At 58.4% G+C, this 19,377-nt stretch carries 15 protein-coding genes; 6 read left to right on the top strand and 9 right to left on the bottom strand.

What is annotated here, in order from left to right:
- Nucleotides 1-37: 37 nt before the first annotated feature.
- From pcaF to pcaR, 5 genes are all read right to left on the bottom strand, one after another.
- Nucleotides 38-1,243 carry a 3-oxoadipyl-CoA thiolase gene (pcaF, locus tag AC07VR_RS02175; RefSeq protein WP_494992777.1) on the bottom strand — a complete coding sequence of 402 codons (1,206 nt, stop codon included), beginning with the start codon at nucleotides 1,241-1,243 and terminating at the stop codon, nucleotides 38-40.
- Nucleotides 1,240-2,022 carry a CoA-transferase subunit beta gene (locus AC07VR_RS02170; RefSeq protein WP_495010376.1) on the bottom strand — a complete coding sequence of 261 codons (783 nt, stop codon included), beginning with the start codon at nucleotides 2,020-2,022 and terminating at the stop codon, nucleotides 1,240-1,242. The genes pcaF and AC07VR_RS02170 overlap by 4 nt, the downstream gene beginning before the upstream one ends.
- Nucleotides 2,019-2,876, bottom strand: a complete 858-nt coding sequence (locus AC07VR_RS02165; RefSeq protein WP_494992655.1) for a CoA transferase subunit A — start codon at nucleotides 2,874-2,876, stop codon at nucleotides 2,019-2,021. Before AC07VR_RS02165 ends, AC07VR_RS02170 begins: the two co-directional genes overlap by 4 nt.
- A 297-nt stretch (nucleotides 2,877-3,173) precedes the next feature.
- The gene (pcaK, locus tag AC07VR_RS02160) at nucleotides 3,174-4,520 is read right to left on the bottom strand and encodes a 4-hydroxybenzoate transporter PcaK (RefSeq protein ID WP_494992654.1); all 1,347 of its coding nucleotides are present in this window, start codon (nucleotides 4,518-4,520) and stop codon (nucleotides 3,174-3,176) included.
- Nucleotides 4,521-4,827: 307 nt separating this feature from the next.
- Entirely contained in the window at nucleotides 4,828-5,670 is an 843-nt protein-coding gene (pcaR, locus tag AC07VR_RS02155) for a pca regulon transcriptional regulator PcaR (RefSeq protein WP_494992653.1), read from the bottom strand.
- 717 nt (nucleotides 5,671-6,387) lie between these two features.
- On the opposite strand from pcaR, the gene AC07VR_RS02150 reads away from it, so the two are divergent.
- From AC07VR_RS02150 to AC07VR_RS02140, 3 genes are all read left to right on the top strand, one after another.
- Entirely contained in the window at nucleotides 6,388-6,588 is a 201-nt protein-coding gene (locus AC07VR_RS02150) for a hypothetical protein (RefSeq protein WP_494992652.1), read from the top strand.
- A gap of 377 nt (nucleotides 6,589-6,965) precedes the next feature.
- On the top strand, nucleotides 6,966-8,441 hold the full coding sequence (locus tag AC07VR_RS02145; RefSeq protein WP_494992651.1) for an inorganic phosphate transporter: 1,476 nt from the start codon (nucleotides 6,966-6,968) through the stop codon (nucleotides 8,439-8,441).
- 436 nt (nucleotides 8,442-8,877) lie between these two features.
- The gene (locus AC07VR_RS02140) at nucleotides 8,878-9,057 is read left to right on the top strand and encodes a hypothetical protein (RefSeq protein WP_495010377.1); all 180 of its coding nucleotides are present in this window, start codon (nucleotides 8,878-8,880) and stop codon (nucleotides 9,055-9,057) included.
- Here the strand turns inward: AC07VR_RS02140 and ccoM are convergent.
- From ccoM to AC07VR_RS02125, 3 genes are all read right to left on the bottom strand, one after another.
- Entirely contained in the window at nucleotides 9,020-9,136 is a 117-nt protein-coding gene (gene ccoM, locus AC07VR_RS02135; protein ID WP_494992650.1) for a cytochrome c oxidase subunit CcoM, read from the bottom strand. The genes AC07VR_RS02140 and ccoM overlap by 38 nt on opposite strands.
- Nucleotides 9,137-9,279: 143 nt before the next feature.
- Nucleotides 9,280-9,441: a hypothetical protein gene (locus tag AC07VR_RS02130; protein WP_392886021.1), complete on the bottom strand. Its 162-nt coding sequence runs from the start codon at nucleotides 9,439-9,441 to the stop codon at nucleotides 9,280-9,282.
- Nucleotides 9,442-9,674: 233 nt separating this feature from the next.
- The gene (locus AC07VR_RS02125; protein WP_494992649.1) at nucleotides 9,675-10,016 is read right to left on the bottom strand and encodes an aspartate-semialdehyde dehydrogenase; all 342 of its coding nucleotides are present in this window, start codon (nucleotides 10,014-10,016) and stop codon (nucleotides 9,675-9,677) included.
- A 220-nt stretch (nucleotides 10,017-10,236) separates the two neighbouring features.
- Between AC07VR_RS02125 and rapA the strand changes: the two genes are divergently transcribed.
- Together rapA and AC07VR_RS02115 are read left to right on the top strand one after the other, a co-directional pair.
- The gene (gene rapA, locus AC07VR_RS02120; RefSeq protein WP_495010345.1) at nucleotides 10,237-13,083 is read left to right on the top strand and encodes an RNA polymerase-associated protein RapA; all 2,847 of its coding nucleotides are present in this window, start codon (nucleotides 10,237-10,239) and stop codon (nucleotides 13,081-13,083) included.
- Between the two features lie 443 nt (nucleotides 13,084-13,526).
- Nucleotides 13,527-15,815, top strand: coding sequence for a bifunctional diguanylate cyclase/phosphodiesterase (locus AC07VR_RS02115; protein WP_495010344.1), 2,289 nt, complete (start codon nucleotides 13,527-13,529; stop codon nucleotides 15,813-15,815).
- On the opposite strand, the gene AC07VR_RS02110 is transcribed toward AC07VR_RS02115, so the two are convergent.
- Nucleotides 15,706-16,602: an NAD(P)-dependent oxidoreductase gene (locus tag AC07VR_RS02110; RefSeq protein ID WP_495010343.1), complete on the bottom strand. Its 897-nt coding sequence runs from the start codon at nucleotides 16,600-16,602 to the stop codon at nucleotides 15,706-15,708. The two genes, AC07VR_RS02115 and AC07VR_RS02110, sit on opposite strands and share 110 nt — an antisense overlap.
- Nucleotides 16,603-16,799: 197 nt before the next feature.
- Between AC07VR_RS02110 and AC07VR_RS02105 the strand changes: the two genes are divergently transcribed.
- Nucleotides 16,800-18,980 (top strand): hypothetical protein, encoded by a 2,181-nt coding sequence (locus tag AC07VR_RS02105; protein ID WP_494992645.1) that lies wholly within the window; start codon nucleotides 16,800-16,802, stop codon nucleotides 18,978-18,980.
- Nucleotides 18,981-19,377 lie beyond the last annotated feature (397 nt).

The following is a 19,377-nucleotide window of genomic DNA, read 5'->3' as shown; positions in this document are numbered from 1 at the left end:
GATCATTCCTCTTTTCTTGTAAGTCAGCAGCGACCTGTCAAACGCGCTCGATCGCCAAGGCCAGACCCTGACCCACGCCGACACACATGGTCGCCAGGCCTTTTTTGCCGCCGGTCTTTTCCAGATGATGCAAAGCCGTCAGCACCAATCGCGCACCGCTCATGCCCAACGGATGGCCCAAAGCGATAGCACCGCCGTTTGGGTTGACCTGCGCAGCGTCATCGGCCAGACCCAGTTCACGCAACACCGCCAAACCCTGGCTGGCGAAGGCTTCATTGAGCTCGATCACGTCAAAATCGCTGACGGCCAGACCCAGGCGCTCGGTCAATTTGCGCACCGCCGGCACCGGGCCGATGCCCATTACCCGTGGTGCGACACCGGCACTGGCCATGCCCAACACCCGGGCCCGAGCAGTCAGACCATGTTTCTTTACAGCTTCGGCCGAGGCCAGAATCAATGCCGCCGCACCGTCATTGACACCCGAAGCGTTGCCCGCGGTGACGGTTTTATCCGGACCGTTCACCGGTTTGAGTTTGCTCAGGGTTTCCAGCGAGGTGTCGGCACGTGGGTGCTCGTCCTGCTCGACCACAGTCTCGCCCTTCTTGTGGGCAATACGCACCGGGACGATTTCTTCAGCGAAGAATCCGGCGGCTTGTGCCGCCGCAGTACGTTGCTGACTGCGCAGGGCGAAGGCGTCCTGATCGGCGCGGGAAACCCGGTAATCATCGGCGACATTGTCGCCGGTCTGCGGCATCGCATCGACGCCGTATTGAGCCTTCATCAACGGGTTGATAAAGCGCCAGCCGATGGTGGTGTCCTCCAGTTTCATGTTGCGCGAGAAGGCCGCATCAGCCTTGCCCATGACGAACGGTGCGCGGGACATCGACTCGACGCCACCGGCAATCGCCAACTCCATCTCGCCACTGGCAATCGCCCGAAAGGCCGTACCGATGGCGTCCATGCCCGAAGCGCAGAGACGGTTGAGCGTCACGCCCGGAATACTCTCCGGCAAACCGGCCAACAGCAAGGCCATGCGTGCGACGTTGCGGTTGTCTTCGCCAGCCTGGTTGGCGCAGCCGAGAAACACTTCGTCCACCGCGCTCCAGTCTACCGAGGGGTTGCGTTCCATCAACGCCTTGATCGGCACGGCGGCCAGGTCGTCAGCGCGCACGGCCGACAGACCACCACCGAAACGGCCGATGGGGGTACGGATCGCGTCACAGATAAAGACTTCGCGCATCAGGCTTCTCCCGGTGTTTGGCCGTGGGCGGCTGCGGTACGCGCTTCAAGATCGCGCAAGGCGGTCAGCTCGACCTCGGTCGGTTCGGCGGTGTGTTCAACCTGATCGGCGAAGCGAATGGCCCAACCGGTAGCCGCGATCACCTGCTCACGGGTCACGCCAGGGTGCAGTGCGGTGACCACGAATTCGTGGCTGACAGCTTCCGGTTCCATGATGCACAGGTCGGTAATGATCCCCACCGGCCCGGCGCCCGGCAAGCCGAGGCGTTTGCGCGAATCGCCGCCTTCGCCATGGCCGACCGAGGTAATGAAGTCGAGTTTGTCGACAAACGAACGGGCCGATTGCTTGAGGATGATCAGCACGCTTTTCGCGGAACCGGCGATTTCTGGCGCACCGCCAGCACCGGGCAGGCGGACTTTTGGCTGGTGATAGTCGCCCACCACGGTGGTATTGATGTTGCCGAAGCGGTCAACCTGCGCGGCACCGAGAAAGCCAACGTCGATGCGCCCACCCTGCAACCAATAGCGAAAAATCTCACCGGTCGGCACGACGGTATCAGCGGTTTCCGCCAGCTCGCCATCACCGATGGACAGCGGCAGTACAGTGGGTTTAGCGCCAATCGGGCCAGACTCGTAGATCAGCACCACGTCCGGCGAGGAGGTCAACCGCGCCAGGTTGGCTGCTTTGGAAGGCAGACCGATGCCGACGAAGCACACAGAGCCGTTCTTCAAACGGCGGGCGGCGGCGACGGTCATCATTTCATTGGTGGTGTAAGCCATTATTTAGCCTCCGAAGCGCGGGCCAGTTTGGCCTGGAATTCGCTGAAGTCAGCGCTGCCATGGATGTATTCGTTGATCCAGGCGGTGAAGGTTTCACGGTCGCGGGCAATCGGGTCCCAGGCCTGGTAGAAACGGTTGTCACGCTCGCTGTAACCGTGGGCGTAGGACGGATGTGCGCCGCCTGGCACGTGGCACACAGCGCTCAGGGCCCAAGTCGGCAAGACACAGGCATTCATCGGTGCCTTCAGGTCGTCGACGATTTCTTCGACGGTGACGATGCAGCGTTTGGCCGCCAGTGCCGCTTCTTTCTGCACGCCGAGGATGCCCCAGAGCAGGACGTTGCCTTTACGGTCGGCTTTCTGGGCATGGATCACCGTGATGTCCGGGCGCACCGAAGGCACCGCCGCCAGCACTTCTCCGGTGAACGGGCAGGTCACGCTTTTAATCAGCGGGTTGACCTTCGGCAAGTCGGAACCGGCGTAGGCCCGTAATACCGCGAACGGCAGGCCGGAGGCGCCAGCAACGTAGGCATTGGCAAGGTCGGCGTGACTGTGTTCTTCGATTTCCAGCGCATGCGGCCACTGCTTCTCGACCGCGTCACGCAACCGATGCAGAGAACCGACGCCCGGGTTACCACCCCAGGAGAAAATCAGCTTGCGAGCACAACCGGCCCCAATCAACTGGTCGTAGATCAGGTCAGGCGTCATCCGCACCAGGGTCAGGTCTTTCTTGCCCTGGCGAATGATTTCATGACCTGCCGCCGTTGGAATCAGGTGAGTGAAGCCTTCGAGCGCGACGGTATCGCCGTCGTTGACGAATTGCTTCACCGCTTCGTGCAGCGAAAGGATTTCAGCCATGGGGGTGGACTCCCGAATTCAGTAAACCGACGTGGAAGAAAAGGCGCGATGAGCAGCGCCGGAGTGACTGAAGATTAAGCCTCTAAAAAACGCCAAACAATCCGATAATCGACTAAGCGTTCGATAATCGAACATATTGTTGCCTAGCTATCGGTTACGCGTTTGATCAGATTGATCGTTCCCACGCTCTGCGTGGGAATGCATCCCGTGACGCTCTGCGTCACATAACGGCGGACGCAGAGCGTCCATGGCGACATTCCCACGCAGAGCGTGGGAACGATCTGAAAAACCCTGCAGTCAGGTCGCATCCGCATGACTGACCATGCCCTTGATCACCACCGCCGTCGTCGCCAACGCTGCCGGAATCACCAGTGCCGTCAGCACTTGTTCGAAGTTCCAGCCCAGGCCCAACAGCGTCGCGCCCATCCAGGCACCGAGAATTGCGCCAAAACGACCGATACCGAGCATCCACGACACACCGGTCGCCCGACCCTGGGTCGGATAGAAGCGCGCTGCCAGCGACGGCATCGCCGATTGGGCACCGTTGACGCACATGCCGGCGACTAGCACCAGGGTCGCCAACAGTGCGATGTTGCCCAGGCTCTGCCCAACAGCGTAGGCAAAGACCCCGGCCAACAAGTAGAAAATGCCGATGACTTTGTGCGGGTTGAAGCGGTCCATCGCCCAGCCCACGACAACCGCGCTGAGCACTCCGCCAAACTGGAACAACGCACCGATGAACGCGGCCTGCTCCATACTCGCGCCGCTGTCACGCATCAGCGTCGGTAGCCAACTGGTCAACAGATAGACAATGACCAGCCCCATGAAATAGGTCAGCCATAAGAGCAAGGTTCCAGTGCTGTAGGTACCGGAAAAAATCACCGCGAACACATTGCGGGCTTTCACGGTTTTCTGTTCTGGCACGCTGAAGCTGGCGGCCTGAGCGACGGTGGCCGGATCGATTGGCGCCAGCGCGTTGCGGACTTTGTCGGTGCCGCGATTACGCACCACCAGATACCGCGCTGACTCCGGCAGCCAGAGCAACAGGACCACGGTCAGAATTAACGGCAAAATCCCGCCGAGCATCAGCAGGCTGTGCCAGCCGAACGCCGGAATCAGTTTCGCCGAAATGAAACCGCCACCGGCCATGCCCAGGTTGAACCCGCAAAACATGCTGGTGACCAACAGCGACTTGTGCCGCTCGGGGGTGTATTCGGACAGTAGCGTGGTGGCATTCGGCATACCCGCGCCCAATCCCAACCCGGTCAAAAAGCGCAGTATCAACAGTTGGTCAACATTGCTGCTGTAGGCCGATGCGAGACTGAACACGCCGAACAACAGCACCGCCCCCACCAGAACGACTTTGCGACCAAAGCGGTCGGCCAGCGGGCCGGAGCCCAGAGCGCCGAAGACCATGCCGATCAGTGCAGCGCTCATCACCGGGCCGAGGCTGGCGCGATCGATCCCCCAATCCTGCGACAGCGCTGGCGCAATGAAGCCCATGGCCGCGGTGTCCAGGCCATCGAGAAAGACAATCAGAAAACACAGGATCACCACCCGCCACTGGTAGCGAGACAGCGGTTGGGTATTGATAAAGGACTGCACATCAAGGCAGTTCCCTACAGCAGACTGAGGCTGATTCATTATTTTTATTCCACACAGGATGCGCAGGCGAACAGATGCCGACAACGGTCAGCGATTTCACAAATGGAGCAATACCGGAGTCAGGCGACCCGGGCTCGAAGGCAGAACCGGTGCAGGCAACGGCAGGCGGAGAAAGTGCTCATGGCGGGGGTGGCCTCTTCATTATTATTGGGTCGTCGTCCGGCTGATGGCAGATGACCAACAACGCCGGATGACGCTGCCGCGACATTAATGAAGCAAGGGAAACAGCGTCAATTCGCCAAACCCGTATCTGTTCGGTAAACGCACAGATACGGACCTGTAGAACCTAGGCAAACAACTGCGCGCTCAGATCGCGACTGGCGCTCAGCAGGCCAGGCAGAAAACGCTGTTCAAGCTCATTGCGGCTCACGCGTCCGGCGTGGGTGCTGACGTTCAACGCGGCAAGTACTTGCCCGGAAGCGTCGTACACCGGTACGGCGATGGAACGCAGGCCCTGCTCGAGCTCCTGATCGACGATGCACCAGCCTTGCTGACGGACCTGTTGCAGACATTCGAACAGCGCTTCGGGGGTGTGCAAGGTGCGACTGGTCTTGGCTTGCAACTCGGCATGATCGAGATAGTCGTGAAGCGAAGCGTCGTCCAGCGCTGCCAGCAGGATCCGTCCCATGGAGGTACAGTAGGCCGGCAGACGTCCGCCCACCGACAGATCAACGGAGATGAGTCGTTGAGTCGTTGCCGAGCGGGCGATATACAAAATATCATCGCCCTCCAGCGTGGCCATGTTGCAGGCCTCATGAAGCTGCTCGCTCATGCGGTCCAGATAAGGCTGGGCCGAAACCGCCAGCGGCGTCGAGGACAGGTAGGCGTGGCCCAGGGTCAGCACCTTGGGCAACAGCGAATAGGTGCGCCCATCGGTGGTCGCATAACCGAGCTTGATCAAGGTATGCAGACAACGGCGCACCGCCGCCCGGGGAATTTCCGTGCGATGGCTGATCTGGGCAATGGTCAGATGGCGTTTGCGCTCCTGGAAGGCCTGCACCACAGCCAGACCACGCGCCAGTGAGGTCATGAAATCCGGGTCGCCGGTAAATGCCTGGATCCGCTTGGCCGGTGAGGCAACGATTGGCGGGGCCACTGAAGCGAAAGAATTGCGCAATTGATCGTTCATTTCAGGTCCTTTTCACCTGGATCGGCTTCTATTACAGGCTGCTGCGCAGTGCATATACAAGCTACGGGCAGTCAACGTTGGGCGATTATCGAACCATCAATCGATAATCGCAATTGCACCCTATCGCCGAAGCGACGGATTTCTTCTCAGGCACAGTCATGCCGGGAACCGCTGATTTACAGGAGCTCACACTTTCTGGATGAGCCGGCATCCCCCCTGGAAGCCAGCTTCTTGCCCCCCTTACAACTTGTACGTTTTGTTGTCGTCAGAAAACAGAAAGCAACACTGCGCCAGCAAAGAGTCCACTTGCCGATAAAACTTCCCAGTAACAAAACCATCATACAAAGTTGACGGTTTTTAACTTCTTGGCGATAGTGTTATTCAGATCGACCGTTATAATGCATTCTGTGTGGCGCGCGGTTTCTCTACGCCATCGGATTCAATCATCAGGCTACGCACGGTCCCATGGCGTATCCTGTAGCAACCGCCTGGCGGCTCATTCAAATATCAGCCGCGGCGCTTGCAAAAAAAAAAAAGAAAACTGTTTCACGGCAGCTGTTCTTCTCTGGTGCCGTGGCCGCATGCAACAAGGACGCTGTTTAGCGGATCGCTGCCAAAGCCGAGACCTTTATTGGCCGGATCTGTGACAGGATTTGATAAACATCAACGTTGTATTGCGTATCACCAGAATTTATCTCAACTCGATTAGGTAACAATGTGACGAAAGACGAACTGCGCGCGGAACTTGAGCGCCAGGAACAACGTTACAAGGATGTTTACGGCGGGGAGGTCACCACCTACGCCGCCCAGCCTGAACCAGAACGCAAGCCATGGCGTAAACGCGCCAGCATTCTCGACCAGGCGTTTACTCAAGAACTGCAGAAAATGGAAAAGGAACTCAAAGCCGAAGAGCGATGACCGCTCAGGCTTGAATCCTTCAGGGCTGGTCACGTCCCTGCCAGATAAAAGCTGGCCGGATCGTCGCCCCTATACTGCTCGCTACAAGCAAGCGGTTGCCACCTCAGCCCAACCGGATGAGGCAAATGGCTCATGGCTAGCCCTCCAGCTGAAATTTCATATAACTTTTTCGGCTTCTCACTGACTCAAGAAAACCTCCAGCCATTCGATCATCGCCAACAAAATCAATGGCTTGCCTAGCCCTGCAAAAACCACGGTTTTAGGGTCCTCCTACACACTAATTCGTTGAAGAATGTTGCCGATGAGCAGCTAGTGCATTGATTACCAGTGTTTTCTGGCATAATCGCGCCCCCTTACGACCGGGTCAGAAAACCTTCATGATCGATTTATTCAGCGGACTGGATGCTTGGGTGCTTGTGAGCCTCTTGCTCGCCCTGGCCTTTGTCCTCGCCTTCGAGTTCATCAACGGCTTTCATGACACCGCTAACGCGGTGGCCACTGTCATCTACACCAAAGCCATGCCGCCCCATCTGGCAGTATTCTTTTCCGGTGTATTCAACTTCTTCGGTGTATTGCTGGGCGGGGTCGGCGTGGCCTATGCAATCGTCCACTTACTGCCGGTGGAGCTGTTGATCAATGTGAACACCGGCCACGGGCTGGCGATGGTGTTCTCGTTGCTCGCCGCCGCCATTACCTGGAACCTGGGCACCTGGTACTTCGGTATCCCGGCCTCCAGCTCGCATACCCTGATCGGTTCGATCCTCGGTGTGGGCGTGGCAAACGCACTGCTCAACGATATCCCGCTGGCGGATGGCGTGAACTGGCAGAAAGCGATTGATATCGGCTCATCGCTGGTGTTTTCGCCCGTAGCCGGCTTCATCGTGGCCGGCCTGGTGCTGGTAGGTCTGAAATGGTGGCGTCCGCTGTCAAAGATGCACAAGACCCCGGACCAACGCCGCCAGATCGATGACAAGAAGCATCCGCCGTTCTGGAACCGTCTGGTACTGGTCGTTTCCGCGATGGCTGTAAGTTTTGTGCACGGCTCCAACGATGGTCAAAAAGGCATAGGCCTGATCATGCTGGTGCTGATCGGCATCGTTCCGAGCCAGTTCGTTCTCGATCTGGGCAGCACCACTTACCAGATCGAACGCACCCGTGACGCGACTTTGCACCTGAGCCAGTTCTATCAGCGCAACAGCGATTCTCTGGGGGAATTCCTGGCGCTGGGCAAAAGCGTTAAAGACGACTTGCCGGGGGAATTCCGCTGCAACCCGCAACAGACCGAACCGACCATTTCCGCCCTCCTGAGCACTCTCAAAGGTGTCGCTGACTATCACTCGCTGCCGGCCGAAAGCCGCATCGAAGTACGCCGCTACCTGCTTTGCCTGGACGATACGGCGAAGAAAGTCGGCAAGTTGCCGAGCCTCGATGCCCGTGAAAAAGCCGACCTGGACAAACTGCGTAAAGACCTGACCGCCACCACCGAGTACGCACCTTTCTGGGTGATTCTCGCGGTTGCACTGGCCTTGGGCCTGGGCACCATGATCGGCTGGAAACGTGTGGTGCTGACCATTGGTGAGAAGATCGGCAAGCAAGGCATGACCTATGCCCAGGGCATGTCGGCGCAAATCACCACTGCCTGCGCCATCGGCATGGCCAACATCTTCGCCTTGCCAGTGTCGACTACCCATGTGCTGTCCTCAGGGGTTGCCGGGACCATGGTCGCCAACAAGAGCGGTCTGCAAAGCGGAATGGTGAAGACCATCCTGCTGGCCTGGGTCCTGACCCTGCCTGCGACGGTGGCCCTGTCGGCCGGTTTGTTCTGGCTGGCCTCGAAAGTCCTCGGCAGCTGATTTTCAACCTGCTGCAAAAAAGGTGCGATCCGTTTGGATCGCACCTTTTTTTATGCCGATGGGAATGTGTTCAGCCCTGAAAAATCGCAGCCTGCGGCAGCTCCTACAGGGGAGCGCGTGCATTTGAGATCAGGCCGGCCGGCAGGCCGCCTCGCTTTTGATCTTGATGCACCGCCCCCTCGAGAGGCCGAGAGGAGGTTCTGCGCAGTGGGCAACCCGGCATGGATGCCGGGTTAGCCGCCCCCGGCCATGGATGGCCGATGGCGGCGGGCCCACGGAGCAGGACCGGAGCGAGGGTATGCCGAGCCTAGGCGAGGCACCGAACGAAAGGGGCAAGAGCGCTTTGGTTACTTTGGACTGGGCCGGCACTCCGGATTTTCCAAAGTGACCCGCCGTAAGGGCGGAACCCTAAGTGGCTGTTACCGCAGAAATGGATATGTACACCAGCAAGAGCCAGACCGGCTGTCAGGCCGCCGCGAGCAAGCTCGGCTTCTACATTGATCGGTGTATCGCGCACAAAAAAAAAAGGGCGACCGAAGTCGCCCAAAATGCCTTGCGTGCTCGTGTACCGGAAAGACTTAAGGCTTTTTGCGCTTATGTGCGTCTTTCCAGATGAAAAATCCAAAACCGGCAAAAAACAGAACCATGAGGCCGACTGTCGACACTCCGGCGATCACTACATTGTCGAAAAACATGACTGGCCTCCTGCACTTGCCCTGTTGCGATGGGGCTAAGTTAACCAATCGGGCGCAGGAGAAAATTGACCGGGATCAATAGCGCCCGAAACAGGGCGTAAAGGAGGGAAATAAATGACCTGCATCAATGGATGCTGGGTGTTTCAACGCTTCTTCGGTTTGTTTTTTGGCTTTTTCTTGGGTTTCCCCAACGGCATGGCCTGCTCGAATGCCTGGCGCACTTCGTTCAGACGCTTTTCATTGAGGTCATGCACGCGTTTGGCACGTTCGGAGTTCAGGTCTATCAGCTTGTCGTCTTGGCTCATGGCGTTGATTGCATCGTCTGGCTGTCGGTCGAATTCAGGCGCAGCAGTGACGCAATAACCGCACTGCACGCCGGGGTCTGCCAATAATGCGGTGTGATGCGGGCGCTGACCAGTCGAGAGATTGACATGAGCTCAATAATAGATGTGTCGACAAGATGTTTTCGACCCGCGCCTGCGATATCAGGCAGGCGAGCGGGATGATCAATGGCAGATTGCTCTCCAAGCGCAACAGGTCAAACCTCGACATCCACCCACAAACCCTGACGCGGTTGTTCGTCCATCAACGGCACTACGGGGACGGTGTTGTCCGCATTCAGTTCATTGCCAGGCACCGCCAAGTGCTCGTCAGAATCTTCTTCGGCTTCACGGCGGCGCTTGTTTCGCTCTTGCTGGCGCCGCTGTTCTTCGCGCAACAACATAGCTGAATGCTCGGCATCGCGCTTCGGCAGGTCGATGGTGCTTTCACTGGAGCTCGGTTCCACCGGCACGACAGGCGCAATATCCGGTCTGGGCCGGACAGGATCCTGTTGAGAGGTGATCGGCACGGAACTCAAGGGGAGCATCGGTGGCAGCATAATTAATAGTCTCCTGTCAGCAGGCTGTCGGCCGCCGGGGTAACGACTTGAGCCATCGGTCGCAAACTTGTGACCCGGTCGTCGCCACTCATGCCCTGCATCTCGGCGAATGCCTTAATGCGCTACCTTCCACGCTTATTAGTTTTTATGAGAGTCCTTTGGCTCTGAAGGCGTCGATCCGTTAAGATAGTCGGCTTTTTCAAGGCGGGAGTCAGGCAGCATGGCGCAGCAGTATCAACCGGGGCAACGCTGGATTAGTGACAGCGAAGCCGAGCTAGGTTTAGGCACCGTTCTGGCACAGGACGGTCGCTTGCTGACCGTGCTCTATCCGGCCACTGGCGACACTCGTCAGTATGCGCTTCGGAATGCGCCCCTCACTCGCGTGAGGTTCTCGCCGGGTGACATGATCACTCACTTCGAAGGCTGGAAAATGACCGTGCGCGAAGTCGACGACCTCGACGGCCTGCTGGTCTACCACGGGCTCAACGCGCAGAACGAAGTGGTTACCCTGCCGGAAACCCAACTGTCGAACTTCATCCAGTTCCGCCTGGCCAGCGACCGGCTGTTCGCCGGGCAAATTGACCCGCTGGCGTGGTTCTCCCTGCGTTACCACACCCTCGAACACACCAGCCGCCAGCTGCAATCGTCGCTCTGGGGCCTGGGTGGCGTGCGTGCGCAACCGATCGCGCACCAGCTGCACATCGCCCGTGAAGTCGCTGACCGTATCGCGCCGCGGGTTCTGCTGGCCGACGAAGTAGGCCTGGGCAAGACCATCGAAGCCGGTCTGGTGATCCATCGTCAACTGCTCTCGGGCCGCGCCAATCGTGTGCTGATCCTGGTTCCGGAAAACCTTCAGCACCAGTGGCTGGTGGAAATGCGACGCCGCTTCAACCTGCAGGTTGCGCTGTTCGATGCTGAACGCTTTATCGAAAGCGATGCTGCCAACCCGTTCGAAGACACTCAACTGGCGCTGGTGGCGCTGGAGTGGCTGGTTGAAGACGAGAAGGCTCAGGACGCGCTGTTCGCTGCCGGCTGGGACCTGATGGTAGTCGACGAAGCCCACCATCTGGTCTGGCACGAAGACCAGGTCAGCCCGGAATACGCACTGGTCGAGCAACTGGCTGAAGTCATTCCCGGCATTTTGCTGCTCACCGCAACCCCGGAGCAGCTGGGTCAGGACAGCCACTTTGCTCGTCTGCGCCTGCTCGATCCGAACCGCTTCCATGACCTGAACGCGTTCCGCGCCGAAAGCGATAACTATCGCCCGGTGGCCGAAGCCGTTCAGGAGCTGCTGGATCATGGCCGTTTGTCCCCGGCCGCGCACAAAACCATTCAAGGATTCCTCGGCGACGAAGGTGAAGCCCTGCTCGCTGCCGTCAACGATGGAGACGCTGAAGCCAGCGCCCGTCTGGTCCGTGAGCTGCTGGACCGCCACGGCACCGGCCGCGTACTGTTTCGCAATACCCGCGCCGCCGTACAGGGCTTCCCGGAGCGCAAGCTGCATCCATACCCGCTGCCGTGCCCGGACGAATACCTCGAGCTGCCGCTGGGCGAACACGCCGAGCTGTACCCGGAAGTCAGCTTCCAGGCCCAGCCGGACGCCAACGAAGAAGAGCGCTGGTGGCGCTTCGACCCGCGGGTCGAATGGCTGATCGACACGTTGAAGATGCTCAAGCGCACCAAAGTACTGGTGATTTGCGCCCATGCCGAAACCGCAATGGACCTGGAAGACGCCCTGCGCGTGCGCTCCGGCATCCCGGCCACGGTCTTCCACGAAGGCATGAATATCCTGGAGCGTGACCGCGCTGCGGCCTACTTCGCCGATGAAGAGTTCGGCGCTCAGGTACTGATCTGTTCGGAAATAGGCAGTGAAGGCCGCAACTTCCAGTTCTCCCATCATTTGGTTCTGTTCGATCTGCCGTCGCACCCGGACCTGCTGGAACAGCGGATCGGCCGTCTGGACCGGATCGGCCAGAAACACGTCATCGAGCTGCACGTGCCATACCTGGAAACCAGTCCGCAAGAGCGCTTGTTCCAGTGGTACCACGAAGCGCTGAATGCCTTCCTCAATACCTGCCCGACCGGCAACGCCCTGCAGCATCAGTTCGGCCCGCGCCTGCTGCCGCTGCTCGAAAGCGCCGATGACGGCGAATGGCAAGTCCTGATCGACGAAGCGCGCGCAGCTCGTGAGCATCTGGAAAGCGAGCTGCACACCGGTCGCGACCGTTTGCTGGAGCTCAACTCCGGTGGCGCCGGCGAAGGTGATGCGCTGGTCGAGGCGATCTTCGAACAGGACGATCAGTTCGCCCTGCCGATCTACATGGAAACCCTGTTCGACGCCTTTGGCATCGACAGCGAAGACCATTCGGAAAACGCCCTGATCCTCAAACCAAGCGAAAAAATGCTCGACGCCAGCTTCCCGCTGGGCGACGACGAAGGCGTGACCATCACCTACGACCGCAACCAGGCACTGTCTCGCGAAGACATGCAGTTCATTACCTGGGAACACCCGATGGTGCAAGGCGGCATGGACCTGGTGCTGTCCGGTTCGATGGGCAACACCGCTGTCGCGCTGATCAAGAACAAGGCGCTCAAACCAGGCACCGTGTTGCTGGAACTGCTCTACGTCAGCGAAGTGGTTGCTCCACGCTCGCTGCAACTGGGTCGTTACCTGCCCCCGGCCGCCCTGCGCTGCCTGCTCGATACCAATGGCAATGACTTGTCGACCCGGGTTTCCTTCGAGACCTTGAACGACCAGTTGGAAAGCGTGCCACGAGCCAGCGCCAACAAGTTTGTCCAGGCCCAGCGCGATCAGCTGACGCCAAGGATCAACGCTGGCGAAGAGAAGATCACGCCTCGCCACGCCGAACGGGTTGCTGAAGCGCAACGTCGTCTGGCTGCCGATACCGACGAAGAACTGGCGCGTCTGACCGCGTTGCAAGCGGTCAACCCGACTGTGCGCGACAGCGAGCTGGTCGCCCTGCGCCGGCAACGCGAGCAAGGCCTGGCCATGCTCGACAAAGCGGCATTGCGTCTGGAAGCGATTCGGGTGTTGGTGGCGGGCTAATTAGCCCTCTTCTCCCCCCGAAAAAACAGGCTCGCGTAATGCGGGCCTTTTTATTACCAGTGAAAAACCGTCCGTAGATCGTTCCCACTCTCTGCGTGGGAATGCATCTCGTGACGCTCTGCGTCACCCCCAAAGCGGACGCAGAGCGTCCATGGCGGCATTCCCACGCAGGAGCGTGGGAACGATCTAAGACACCAGCCAAAGAAAGGTCGGGATCGCCAGCACCCGGCGAATCGGCCGATCAACCCGCGCCTGGGAAACCGGAACGGCTTCTGCCGCAGCAGGCCTCGCACCGGCTTATTCCTAAACGCTCTTGAGCCCATTACAAAATCATTGACATTAATGTGCCACTACCGCTTGCGGTCTGTGCACGCCCTCTATACTCCAGGCATTCGCCAGTGGCTATGGCACTCACGCGGGATGACACAGTGACGGGGCATGCTATGGATTGGCTTGGTTTGCATTTTATTGCCGAGCTTCCAGAGAGTGGACAGGTAGTACTTAATTGCACTCATAACCCCTTTCTGGTGCTGTTCGCTTACCTGGTCGCATGTGCGGCCAGCTTCGCCGTTGTGGACGTGGCCGAACGGGTTGGCCACGTGGAAAAACCCGCCTCCCAACGACTCTGGCGCGGGGTCGGAACATGCTGTCTGGCCGGTGGTATCTGGGCCACACACTTCATCAGCATGCTGGCGTTCCAGGCACCGATTGAAATCCATTACGATCTGCCGATTACCCTTTTCTCGCTACTGATCGCCTTGATTGCATCGTTGCTGGCGATGAATACCCTCAGTCACGCGCACCTGCGTATCAGGCAGTACGTGCAAGCGTCGGTGTGGATGGGCCTGGGGATCAGCACCATGCACTACACAGGCATGGCAGCGATGAACTCGAATGCGACTGCCTACTACCAACCCACGCTGTTTGGCTTATCCATCGTGATCGCCATTGGCGCCAGCCTCGCAGCCTTGTTGCTCTCGCGTTATCTGCGCAATGGCAGCGGCATGCTCCACCAATTGCTCAAATGCACCGCCAGCCTGCTCCTGGGAGCCGGAATCGTCTGCATGCACTACACAGGCATGTGGTCACTGTCCCTCGTGCTGCCCGTCGGGGCTCTCCAGCAACTCTCCATCGACAACAACCACATGCAGCTGGGCCTGACTGTTGCCGTCATCACCCTGCTGATCACCGGCAGCAGTATCAGCGCCGCACTTGCCGACAAAAAACTGCAAAACAAGGAGCACGACCTTTGCCGGGTCAACGCGCTGCTCAGCCAACTGGATCAGGCTCGCATGTCGTTGCAGCAAGTGGCCCATTACGACCCCTTGACCAACCTGATCAATCGCCGCGGTTTCAACCAGATCTTCGCCGAGAAAATCATCGAGAAAAGCACCGGCGGCGGCATGCTGGCGGTGATCTTTCTGGATATCGATCACTTCAAGCGCATCAACGACAGCCTCGGTCATGACGCCGGCGACGAGTTGCTGAAAGTCATCGCCAGCCACATCAAAAACGCGACCCGCAGCCATGACGATGTGGTTGCACGCTTTGGCGGTGACGAATTCTGCATCCTGATCAGCCTACACAATCGCGATGAAGCACGGCACATGGCACAACGCATCATGCAAAAAATGAAGGAGCCCATCGAGTTGGCCGGGCGGCGCATGGTCATGACCACCAGCATCGGTATCAGCCTGTTTCCCGACGATGGAAAGACCTGCGAGGAGCTACTGAAAAATGCTGACCTGGCGCTGTACCAATCCAAAGGCAACGGCCGCAATGGCTTGCACTTCTTCAGTTCCAACCTGAAAACCAAGGCCACCCTCGAACTGCAACTCGAAGAAGAGCTGCGCAACGCACTGCGCGATGACTCCGGACTGACGCTTTACTACCAACCGATACTTGACCTCAAAAGCGGTCAGGTCACCAAGCTTGAGGCGCTGGTTCGCTGGCAACATCCGGTGTACGGCTTGTTGGCGCCCGATCGGTTCATTGGCATTGCCCAAGCCAACGGACTGATCGCTGAGCTGGACAATTGGGTCCTGCGCAAAGCCTGCAAGGACTTGAGTACGCTTTCCAGACATGGCTGTGAAAAGCTGAAAATCGCCGTGAACTGCTCGGCCCTGAACCTGGCCCGCGAAGAACTCGTCGATGAAATCGAAAGTGCGTTACGAGCCGCCGGCGTTGCCCCGCAACGGCTGGAACTGGAGGTCACCGAAAACGCCCTGATGGGCAGTATCGCCAACACGCAGGTGCTGCTGCGCCAGATTCGCGCCCTCGGCGTCTCGCTGTCGATCGACGATTTCGGCACGGGTTATTCGTCCCTGGCCTATCTCAAGCGCTTACCGCTGAACACCTTGAAAATCGACCGTTCCTTCATCCAGGACATCCCTGAGTCGACCCAGGACATGGAGATCGTCCAGGCCATTATCGTCATGGCCCATACCCTGCATTTGCAGGTGGTCACCGAAGGTGTCGAAACCGAGCAGCAATACGAATTCCTCAACCATTACGGTTGCGATTTCGTTCAAGGCTACCTAGTGAGCCGCCCGATTGCGCTGGATGAGTTGGGCCCGGTGCTAAACGAAATCAACCAGCGTAAACACCACTGTCCGGCCACCCTCAATCTTCTGAACGTTGCTCGCGGTACAGATGGACTAACGTCGCGGGATCTTTTTCCAGATAGCCTTGGCCACCATGCAGGCGCATCAGCTGTGCAGCCAGTCCGCTGATGGGCGTTGCCGAACCCTGCTCGCGGGAAAATTTCACTGCCGTGTCCAGGTCCTTGAGTAATGTGCGCACGTGCCATTTCACCGGTTCGAAACGGCTTTCAGCCATTTGCGGGGCAAGGATCTGCAGCGGTCTGGAATCGGCAAAACCACCGGCCAACGCCTCGGCGATCAACCTTGCATCGACACCCGAGCGCTCCGCCAGGGCCACTACCTCAGCGATCACCAGCGCATTGCACGCGACAATCATCTGATTGCAAGCCTTGGTCACCTGACCCGCGCCAACAGCGCCCATGTGAGTGACCCGCTGCCCCAGGCTCGAGAGGATTGGCCGCACGCGCTCAAGATCCGCCGCATCGCCACCGACCATGATCGCCAGGCTGCCTGACTCGGCCCCCGAGGTACCGCCCGAGACCGGCGCATCCAGCCAGCTCATGCCCGTCGCGCTCAGCAACTGTGCGGCCATTTCCCGGGTGGCGGTCGGCTCCAGACTGGAGAAGTCCACCAGCAATTTCCCGGCCATTGCCCCCTGTGCCACGCCAGCCGTGCCGAACACCACCTCTCGCACCACGGCCGTATCGGCCAGGCACAGCATCACCACATCGGCCTGCTGGCACAGTTCAGCAGGTGTGGAGACTTGCTGCGCTCCGGCCTCGACCAGCGGCGCGCATTTTTGCGGATTGCGGTTCCACACTGTCAGCGGATAGCCCGCTGCCAACAATCGTCGGCACATCGGCAAGCCCATCAAACCGATGCCGGCAAACGCCAGGGAAGGTAACTCAGCACTCATAAATTACTCCTGCCCAATTAAAGAACGCCGAATATTGGCCGATTCAACATGATTCAGGAAAGGATTCCCCCTGGCGTACCTAAGGTTGAACCCTATCGCTCGGGTCAAAGTCGCACTGTAAAGTCGCAAGATCCCATTCCGTGATGGCTCGATGACATCTCGTCACCGAGCCGACCAGTCCAAGTACGTGGCGCACAATGACTTCTAAAAACAACCCTGCCAACGATATATCCGAATTGACGCTCATATCCCCGGATAAACCCTCAGGGTCGAAACCATTGACCAGCCCGCGTCCCCTCGCGAGCCAACAGTACCTGTACTACACCGAGACCAATACCGATCGCATCCTCGACAACCTCGATGGCCTGCGCGACATGGTGTTCCCGCGTGCACCGCACCTTGAAGACGACAATGAACTGCGCCGTGAACAGGAATTTCCTTCGGTCTGCCTGATCGGCCTGGGCCGCTGCGGATCGAACATTGCTCTGGACGTAGCGGAGCTGGTGTACAACGCCCGCAAGTTCTACCTGAACGAATTCAACAACGAAGACAAGCCTTACGCCGACAAGGGCTACAGCCCTGCGCAGTGGATCCGTAACAACCTGCGCCTGGGCCCGAACAAAGCCACCAAACCGGTGTTTCTGGTCGAGCCATTGGTCATGCTGGGCGACCTGGACAAAGACATTGCCGGTCGCATCCGTTTTTCCCGTAAAGGCGAAAAAAGCGGATTCCTGCGCGACTACAGCAAAATGAAAATCATGGACCTTTCGGAAGTCCACGCAGGCGGTGCCGGTAACGCACCGATCCTCGGTCAGTACCTGGCGAAGATCATCCTCAACAAGGACACCCAGCGCTTTTCAAGCCCCGACTGGAAAATGATCCACTCCTACCTGATCGACTCTTGCGGGATCAAGGCCAACCAGTCGCGCCTGTACTTCTCGATCTTCAGCGCAGGCGGAGGTACGGGCTCGGGCATGGCCTCGGAGTTCGGCCTGGCCCAGCAATACTCGTACATGAACAAGACGTTCGACACCAAACCGGTGGACGAACATGACAGCAAGAGCGGCCACTCCTTCGTATTCGAACCGATCTTCACCAGCGGCATTTGCGTACTGCCGAACATTTCCGATCACCGTAGTGAAATGTCCGAAGCGCTGCACATCAACGCCGGTCGTTTGCTTTGCAAATACCTGTCGGAGGAATGGGACTTCTCCTACAACTTCGACAATGAAGACAGCAGTGAAGCCAGCGTCATGGGCCGGATCCGTCCGTGGAACGCAATGATGCTGATCTCCAACGACATCATGCGTTACGCCGAGGAAAGCGATGACGGCAACATCCAGAACATTGATGTCAATGCCATGGAAAAGCACGCCAACCAGTACATCTCTCAGCAGATTTTCAACATTCTCACCGCCCAGGCCGTGACCACCGACTACGACCAGAACTACTTCCGTCGGGCCGGTATCGACATTGGCGAAACCATTCGCCTGGACGCCAACGATCTGTTCATGAGTCTGGCCGGCCCGGTGGCCATTGCCTACGCGGAATCCGTGGTACCGGAATCCCCGGCGCCGTCGAGCGACAAATTCAAAGTCTTCGAGAAAGAGCCGCAACGTCTGAACATCGACGACCTGTTCTTCCGCTCCATCGACTTGCCGCACTTCAACAAGGTTACCCAGGCCATCGAAGGCATCAGCCTGCTGCCGATTGAATCCAAGCGCTATCGCGCGTCGCTGGAGCAGTACAAGAATTCGGGTTACGACGCTGCGGCGCTGCACGATCTGCACTTCTTCAAGAACTGCTCCTCGGTGGTATCGATCGTATCCTTGCCCAAGGATTACAAGCTGTCGTACATGGATCTGAACCGGTTGAAGACCCACCTCAACAGCCTGTTCCCCAACACCACGCTCAAGCGTTATGCCCTGGTGATCGGTGCCTCGGCCAACTTGTCGCTGACCACGTTGATCGCCAAGAGCCCGTGCCTCTCCGACGACTTCCTGACCTTGATCGTGGCCTTCATCAAGCGGTGCTTTGCGCGTAATCCGTACCGTTTCGATGACACGCTGGACAACTCGATCCTCGACTTCATCATCAATGAAGCGTTCGACGAAGACCTCATCGACGATCTGCTCAACGAATTCGAAAACCCGGCAAAAATCCTCGATACCAACTGGTACGCGATCAAGCCGATGTATGAGAAAAAGTACCGCGAGCTGATCAACGACAAGGACAAGTTCGTCTCGATCAATGACATCCGCCTGTCTCGCGATTGCGTGAAAAAGGCCATCAAGTACCTGCGCGAGATCTATCGCCATCGCATCGGCAAGACCAAGGTTATTTCTCTGAATAACCATACGGGCAAGACAGCTAACTGAAATCGCGCGGTTGATCGTTCCCGCGCTCCCGCGTGGGAATGCATACCGTGACGCTCTGCGTCACCGCTGAGACGGACGCGGAGCGTCCAATGAGGCGTTCCCGCGCAGAGCGTGGGAACGATCTCTACAGGCACACTCACTCGCACTTTGGCCAAACCAGTCAACCAGATTGAGGGCTTTGACCATTGCCCCATTCGCCGCCCAGCGCCAGTATTTGCCGGCTTTTTCTACAGTCCTCCCCAATAAAAACAAAGACAAAAGACTGAGGGATTCTGGCGATGCACGGCTATACGACTGCACTTTTATACATTAATCGGCAAACGGTCGATTCGCCCCCCATGGGCAATCCGACGACGCTCAATGTCTGCGCGAACAACTGCGACCGGCATGCTTTGCC

It is taken from the genome of Pseudomonas sp. GW821-FHT02H09 (assembly GCF_059421425.1).
Note: the sequence above shows the minus strand (reverse complement) of the source record. Positions and strands in the feature narration are given on the sequence as shown.

Coding starts and splice junctions, on each gene's coding strand:
- AC07VR_RS02165 (WP_494992655.1), bottom strand. CDS start 2,876: ATGGCTGAAATCCTTTCGCTGCACGAAGCGGTGAAGCAATTCGTCAAC.
- pcaK (WP_494992654.1), bottom strand. CDS start 4,520: ATGAATCAGCCTCAGTCTGCTGTAGGGAACTGCCTTGATGTGCAGTCC.
- pcaR (WP_494992653.1), bottom strand. CDS start 5,670: ATGAACGATCAATTGCGCAATTCTTTCGCTTCAGTGGCCCCGCCAATC.
- AC07VR_RS02145 (WP_494992651.1), top strand. CDS start 6,966: ATGATCGATTTATTCAGCGGACTGGATGCTTGGGTGCTTGTGAGCCTC.
- AC07VR_RS02140 (WP_495010377.1), top strand. CDS start 8,878: ATGTACACCAGCAAGAGCCAGACCGGCTGTCAGGCCGCCGCGAGCAAG.
- ccoM (WP_494992650.1), bottom strand. CDS start 9,136: ATGTTTTTCGACAATGTAGTGATCGCCGGAGTGTCGACAGTCGGCCTC.
- AC07VR_RS02130 (WP_392886021.1), bottom strand. CDS start 9,441: ATGAGCCAAGACGACAAGCTGATAGACCTGAACTCCGAACGTGCCAAA.
- AC07VR_RS02125 (WP_494992649.1), bottom strand. CDS start 10,016: ATGCTGCCACCGATGCTCCCCTTGAGTTCCGTGCCGATCACCTCTCAA.
- rapA (WP_495010345.1), top strand. CDS start 10,237: ATGGCGCAGCAGTATCAACCGGGGCAACGCTGGATTAGTGACAGCGAA.
- AC07VR_RS02115 (WP_495010344.1), top strand. CDS start 13,527: ATGGATTGGCTTGGTTTGCATTTTATTGCCGAGCTTCCAGAGAGTGGA.
- AC07VR_RS02110 (WP_495010343.1), bottom strand. CDS start 16,602: ATGAGTGCTGAGTTACCTTCCCTGGCGTTTGCCGGCATCGGTTTGATG.
- AC07VR_RS02105 (WP_494992645.1), top strand. CDS start 16,800: ATGACTTCTAAAAACAACCCTGCCAACGATATATCCGAATTGACGCTC.